6 protein-coding genes are annotated in these 5,318 nt (G+C 75.8%); 3 read left to right on the forward strand and 3 right to left on the reverse strand.

Annotated features, from left to right (window positions below; all coding sequences use genetic code 11):
• Positions 1-381 (reverse strand): NADPH-dependent F420 reductase (locus VE546_RS06215; RefSeq protein WP_324919378.1); only part of this gene is annotated, 381 nt, incomplete at its 3' end.
• A gap of 289 nt (positions 382-670) precedes the next feature.
• Between VE546_RS06215 and VE546_RS06220 the strand changes: the two genes are divergently transcribed.
• Positions 671-1,153 (forward strand): Rieske (2Fe-2S) protein, encoded by a 483-nt coding sequence (locus VE546_RS06220; RefSeq protein ID WP_324919380.1) that lies wholly within the window; start codon positions 671-673, stop codon positions 1,151-1,153.
• 32 nt (positions 1,154-1,185) lie between these two features.
• Here the strand turns inward: VE546_RS06220 and VE546_RS06225 are convergent, their stop codons facing one another.
• Complete coding sequence (locus tag VE546_RS06225; protein ID WP_324919382.1) at positions 1,186-2,091, reverse strand: LysR family transcriptional regulator; 906 nt, start codon at positions 2,089-2,091, stop codon at positions 1,186-1,188.
• Positions 2,092-2,164: 73 nt separating this feature from the next.
• Here VE546_RS06225 and VE546_RS06230 point away from each other — a divergent pair, with 73 nt between their 5' ends.
• A complete protein-coding gene (locus VE546_RS06230; RefSeq protein WP_324919384.1) occupies positions 2,165-3,151 on the forward strand; it encodes a DMT family transporter in 987 nt (328 codons plus the stop codon).
• A 13-nt stretch (positions 3,152-3,164) separates the two neighbouring features.
• On the opposite strand, the gene VE546_RS06235 is transcribed toward VE546_RS06230, so the two are convergent.
• A complete protein-coding gene (locus tag VE546_RS06235; RefSeq protein WP_324919387.1) occupies positions 3,165-4,505 on the reverse strand; it encodes an aminotransferase class I/II-fold pyridoxal phosphate-dependent enzyme in 1,341 nt (446 codons plus the stop codon).
• 118 nt (positions 4,506-4,623) lie between these two features.
• On the opposite strand from VE546_RS06235, the gene VE546_RS06240 reads away from it, so the two are divergent.
• Positions 4,624-5,295, forward strand: coding sequence for a pyridoxamine 5'-phosphate oxidase family protein (locus tag VE546_RS06240; protein WP_324919389.1), 672 nt, complete (start codon positions 4,624-4,626; stop codon positions 5,293-5,295).
• Positions 5,296-5,318 lie beyond the last annotated feature (23 nt).

Consider the following 5,318-nt stretch of genomic DNA (forward strand, 5'->3'; position numbering starts at 1 on the left):
CGCCTTTACGACGTGCGCCGATTCCCCGAGGTACTGCTGGAGCAGTTCGCTGCTCGTGGTCGAGCCGTTCTCCAGGGCCTCGATCCTGCCGTCGCGCTGCGGGTAGTAGTTGCCGGTGTCGATGACCGTCTTGCCCGCGAGGGGTTCGCGCGGCAAGGTGTCGTACGCCTTGACCGGCACGGCCACGACCACCCAGTCGCCTGCCGCCGCGGCCTCTGCCGGGGTCGCCGCCCGAGCCCGGGGGCCGAGTTCCGCAACCAGGCCGGCCAGCGTCTCCGGGCCGCGCGAGTTGCTGAGCACGACGTCGAGTCCGCCCTTCACGGCCAGTCGCGCGAGCGTGCCGCCGATCCGTCCACTGCCGATGAGCCCCAAAGTCGCCATGCCGGGCCAACCGGTGGGGGTTCGCCCGTATTCCGTCCGTGTTCCGCGCCGACGCGCATGCTCGAAGCGCGGGGAGGCGAGGGCCCCGCGGCAGGAGGCGGGGCGGGGCGGCCCGGCGCCGTACGGCCCGTCGGCCCGCGCGACGCGCTGGGGATCGGACGAGGGGCCGTCCGGGCACGGACGCGCACGAGGGACGCAGGCTGAACGCCGGATTGAACGCCGTGTCCCCCGGCTGCGTATGCCCGGGTGGACCCGTCCGGCGGCACAGCAGACAGCAGGGAGTGCTCAGATGACCGACACATCGACTCCACCGACTTCCCGGCGCTCCGTCCTCGCGGCGGCGGGCGCGGTGTCGCTCGCCGCCGCGCTCACCGCCTGCGGGGACTCCGACGACGGTTCGGGCCACGGCGGTGACACCGGCTCGGGCGGGCAGTCGGCACCGGAACAGTCGGCGCCCGCCGGGAACGGGGACGGTGACGGCGGCGGCCGGGAGCTGGCCCGGGCGTCCGAGATCCCCGAGGGCGGCGGCGTGGTGTTCAAGGAGCAGAAGGTGGTGGTCACCCAGCCGAGCGCGGGCCGGTACGAGGCGTTCTCGGCGGTCTGCACGCACCAGGGGTGCCTGGTGAGTTCGGTGGCCGACGGGGCCATCGTCTGCGGCTGCCACAACAGCAGGTTCGACATCGCGGACGGTTCGGTGCGGGGAGGTCCCGCCACGCAGCCGCTGCCCCGGACGGACGTCACGGTCGAGGGCGGCTCCGTACGGCTCGCCTGAGTCCGTCCGGGCCGCGGGCGCGGTCGGGCGACTCAACCGGTGATGTCGCCCGCGGCCCGGCGCAGCGCCCCCACCGCCGCCCGGATGGAGGGCCTGCGGTCGGCGTCCTCGCGCCAGATCGCGTAGACGTGCCGCTTCATCGTGTGCCGCACGGGGGCGACCGCGACCCCTTCCGGGAGCGGCCCGCGGCCGAGCCGGGGCGCGACGGCCACTCCGAGTCCGGCACCGACCAGGGCGAGCTGGGTGTGGTGCTCCCCGGCGGTGTGGCACAGCTTGGGCTCGATGCCCTGGCCGCGCAGGGTGAACAGCAGCCAGTCGTGGCAGAACTCGCCGTCGGGCCAGGAGATCCACTCGTCGTCCGCGAAGTCCGCCAGCTCCACCGGGCCCGTCCCGGCGCGGGGGTGGTCGGCGGGCATCGCCACGTCGGCGGGGTCGTCCAGCAGCGGTTCCTTGGCCAGGCCGGCGGGCAGGGAGAGCGGGCGGTTGTACCAGTCCAGGACGACCGCGAGGTCGATGTCCCCGCGCATCAGCCGCGGCACGGCGGTGTCCGGTTCCATCTCCTGGAGCCGGACGCGCAGCTGGGGGTGGTCGGCGCGGAGCGCGGCCAGGGCGGCGGGGAACAGGCCGCGCGCGGCGGTGGGGAAGGCGGCCAGCAGCAGTTCGCCCACCGCCTGGCCGCGGTGGGCCTCCAGGTCCGCCTCGGCGAGTTCGAGCTGGGAGAGGATGCGCTGGGCGTGCGCGGCGAGCAGGCGTCCGGCGTCGGTGAGCCGGACGCCGCGGCCGTTCCTGGCCAGGAGCTGCTGGCCGGTCTCGCGCTCCAGTTTCGCCATCTGCTGGGAGACGGCCGAGGTGGTGACGTGGAGGCCCTCGGCCGCGCCGCTGACCGAGCCGTGCCGGGCGACGGCGTGGAGGATGCGCAGCCGGTCCAGGTTCAACATGTAAGTGATGCTACGCGGTTCTCTCTAGAAAATCTCGCTTGTCCTTAAGCGTTGAAGGGGCGATCGTTGACGCATGTCCGCTACCGCTCCCCCGCGCACCACGCCGCCCTCCGGCGCCCCCGACAGATCCGCCGGCCCCGCTGCGGGCGTCCGGCGGTCCGCCCGCCGCCTCCCCGCCGTCGACTGGCGCATCCGCTTCGCCGCCCTCTGCCTGATCTGGGGGTTCAGCTTCCTGCTGATCAAGGTCGGCACCCAGGCCTACGCCCCGCTCCAGGTCACCCTGGGCCGCGTGGCGTTCGGCACGGCCGTCCTCGGCGCCGTCCTGCTGGTGCGGCGCGAGCGGCTGCCGCGGGGGGCGCGGACCTGGGGGCACCTGGCGGTCGCCGCGTTCCTGCTGAACGCGCTGCCGTTCACGCTCTTCGCCTACGCCGAGCTGACCATCTCCTCCACCCTGGCGGGCATTTGCAACGCCACCACTCCCCTGTGGAGCATGCTGCTGGCCCTGACCGCCCTCTCCGACGACCGGCCGACCCGGCGCAGCGTCGCCGGGCTCGGCATCGGCTTCGCCGGGGTGCTGGTGGTGCTCGGCGCCTGGCAGGGCTTCACCGGCCAGGACCCGCGGGGCACGGCCATGGCCCTGGTCGCCTCGGCGAGCTACGCGGTCGGCTGGGCCTACGTCCGGCGCACGCTGGCGAACTCCGGCGGCTCGCACCTGGCGATGTCCGCCTCCCAGCTCCTGCTGGGCACGGCGCAACTGGCGGTGGTGACGCCGCTGTTCACCTCCTTCCCGGCCGCGTTCCCCGTCGGTCCGCTGCTGGCGGTCGCGGCGCTGGGCGCGCTGGGCACCGGGTTCGCCTTCCTCCTCCAGTACGGGCTGGTGGCCGAGGTGGGCGCGACCACGGGCACCCTCGTCACCTACTTCCTGCCGGTGGTCGCCACCGCGGCCGGGGTGCTGCTGCTGGACGAGCACCTGACCTGGAACGTCCCCGTCGGCGCGCTGGTCGTGCTCGCCGGCGCGGCCCTCGCCCAGAGCGGGCCGCGGCGGCGCACGGAGCCGTAGCGGCCGGCGGCGCTCAGCCGTACCGCCGCGCCCGTGCGGGCCGGACCGCCGCCGCCACCGCGTCGGCGACCGGCCCGATCTCGTGCGCGGCCAGGCCGGAGACGGTCAGCCGGACGCCGGGCGGCGAGGCGGTCCGGAAGCGGGCGCCCGGGGCGACGGCCCACCCGGCGTTCAGCAGGCGGGTGACCGCGCCGGTCTCGTCGGGCACCGGCACCCACACGTTCATCCCGCTGCGCCCGTGCGCCGCCACTCCGCGCTCGGCGAGGGCGCCGATCAGGGCGCCGCGGCGCAGGCCGTAGGAGCGGGCGACCTCCGCGGGGTCCACCGCGCGGCTCCTCCAGAGCTCGGCGACGGTGTGCTGGAGCAGGTGGCTGACCCAGCCGGGCCCGAGCCGCTGCCGTCCGCGCACCCGGTCGACGGTGACGGTGTCGCCGGTCAGCACGGCCAGCCGCAGGTCCGGGCCGTACGCCTTGGCGGTGGAGCGCACCAGCACCCAGTGGTCCACGGGGCCGGCGGCGCCCGCCAGGGGGTGCAGGGGGAGGTCGACGATGCCGTGCCCGTGGTCGTCCTCGACCAGCAGCACGCCGGGGTGCCCGGCCAGCACCCGGCGCAGGTCCCGGGCGCGTCCGGCGGAGACGGCGGCACCGGTCGGGTTCTGCGCCCGGTCGGTGACGACCAGGGCCCGCGCGCCCTGCCGCAGCGCCCGTCCGACCTCCTCCGGCAGCGGGCCCTCGTCGTCGAGGGCGACCGGCAGGGGCCTCAGGCCCAGCGCCGGGACGAGGTCCAGCAGGCTGCCCCAGCCGGGGTCCTCGACGGCGACCGCGTCCCCCGGCCTCAGGTGGGCCATGAGCGCCCGCTCGATGGCGTCCAGGGAGCCGGAGGTGACGGCGACGGGTCCCGGCGGCACGCCGTCCGCGTCGAACGCGGCGCGGGCCAGGCGCTCCAGGTCCGCGGTGAGGGCGGGGGCGCCGTAGAGCGTCGGGCCCCGCTCGTGGCGGTCCGCGGCGGCGGCGAGCGCGGCGCGCAGCGACGGCAGCAGGGCCGGGTCCGGATTCCCCTGGGACAGGTCGCGCACGCCCTCGGGCACCTCGACGCCGATCGCCTCGCGCGGGGTGCTCGCCGGACGCGGCCGCACCCGGCTGCCGCGCCGCCCGGCCGTCTCGATCACCCCGCGCTCACGCAGGACGCGGTAGGCGGCGGCGACCGTGTTGGGGTTCACGCCCAGCTCTGCCGCCAACTCCCGTACCGGCGGCAGAAGTTGGCCGGGTGCCAGCTCCCCCGAACCGACCCCGCGTTCCACGCTGGCGGCGATCTCGGCTGCGCGCCGCCCCTCGATCCGATACTCTCCTAGCACAAAATCCATTTTGCACTAGTACGAAATCGGAGACAAGTCGGTGCCGTGCCGACGGGGCCGACGGGGGTCGGCGGGGACGGGCCAGCGGGTCTCCGGGGAGACACAGGGAGTGAGTGCCATGTCCGACACCGCCCCGGGGAGCGCCTACGCCCCGACCCCGCGCACCGTTCCGACCCGCAGCCGCGAGCGCGCCTCGTACGACCGCGCGCTGGTGCACGCGATCCTCGACGAGGGGTACCTGTGCCACCTCGGCTTCGTCCGCGACGGCGCCCCGGTCGTGCTGCCGACGCTCTACGCCCGGGTCGGCGAGCGCCTGTACGTCCACGGCTCCACCGGCTCCCGGCCGCTGCGGGCGGCGGGCGCCTCCGACGCCGGGCTGCCGGTCTGCGTGACGGTGACCCACCTGGACGGCCTGGTCCTGGCCCGCTCCGCCTTCCACCACTCCGTCAACTACCGCTCGGTGGTGGTGCACGGCACCGCCCGGCAGGTGACCGACCCGGCCGAGCGGGCGATCGCGCTCGACGCCATCGTCGACCAGGCGGTCCCCGGGCGTTCGGCCGACGCGCGCCGGGCCAACGCCCGGGAACTGGCCGCCACCGCCGTCGTCGCCCTGGACCTGGAGGAGGTCTCGGCGAAGGTCCGCACCGGCGGCCCGAACGACGAGCCGGAGGACCTCTCCCTCCCCCACTGGAGCGGCGTCCTGCCGGTGCGGCGGACCTACGGCCCTCCCGTCCCGGCCGGTGACCTGGCCCCGGGCATCGCCGTGCCCGACTACCTCGCCGCACTCTGACCGCCGGGTCCGGCGGCCCGCAC

This window comes from Streptomyces sp. (assembly GCF_035644915.1).
Taxonomy (GTDB): Bacteria; Actinomycetota; Actinomycetes; order Streptomycetales; family Streptomycetaceae; genus Streptomyces.

Bases quoted from the DNA above. Each gene is read 5' to 3' on its own strand.
- VE546_RS06240 (WP_324919389.1), top strand. From the start codon at position 4,624: ATGTCCGACACCGCCCCGGGGAGCGCCTACGCCCCGACCCCGCGCACC.
- VE546_RS06225 (WP_324919382.1), bottom strand. From the start codon at position 2,091: ATGTTGAACCTGGACCGGCTGCGCATCCTCCACGCCGTCGCCCGGCAC.
- VE546_RS06220 (WP_324919380.1), top strand. From the start codon at position 671: ATGACCGACACATCGACTCCACCGACTTCCCGGCGCTCCGTCCTCGCG.
- VE546_RS06230 (WP_324919384.1), top strand. From the start codon at position 2,165: ATGTCCGCTACCGCTCCCCCGCGCACCACGCCGCCCTCCGGCGCCCCC.